Below are 365 nucleotides of genomic sequence, written 5' to 3'. Positions count from 1 at the left end.
AAACGCTTATTTGATGTATGGCGTATTCCGCAATCCCGTGCGTCGAATGGAAGCATCCACTTTTACTGTCACCCGAAGATGAGGGAAATAGCGGTCATCCCACTCTTTTTTGATTCTCTTCCATAAGAGGGGATCGGCGCGATGCACCGCCTCGCCAAAACCAAAAACATCGGTTTTTTCATGCTGGGCCGTTTCAATCGCCTGTTTCACTTCCCGTTCAATATCCCGGCCAATCGCCTTTTCCAATTGAAACAATAACCGGTAATCAGCCAAATTGATCGGGACGTACGTCTCACTGATATCCCCTTCTGTTTGAATGTGAACCAAAATCGAAGGCTGGCCGTTTTTCAATTTCACTTTTAACC

General features: G+C 46.3%; 1 protein-coding gene. It reads right to left on the bottom strand.

All coding sequences use genetic code 11. The features are described 5' to 3' along the window. Positions 1–6 precede the first annotated feature (6 nt). Positions 7–365: Ger(x)C family spore germination C-terminal domain-containing protein (locus VU18_RS16520; protein WP_047758586.1), on the bottom strand; the 359-nt coding region annotated here is incomplete at its 5' end.

It is taken from the genome of Geobacillus sp. ZGt-1 (assembly GCF_001026865.1).
Lineage (GTDB): Bacteria > Bacillota > Bacilli > Bacillales > Anoxybacillaceae > Geobacillus > Geobacillus thermoleovorans.
Note: the sequence above shows the minus strand (reverse complement) of the source record. Positions and strands in the feature narration are given on the sequence as shown.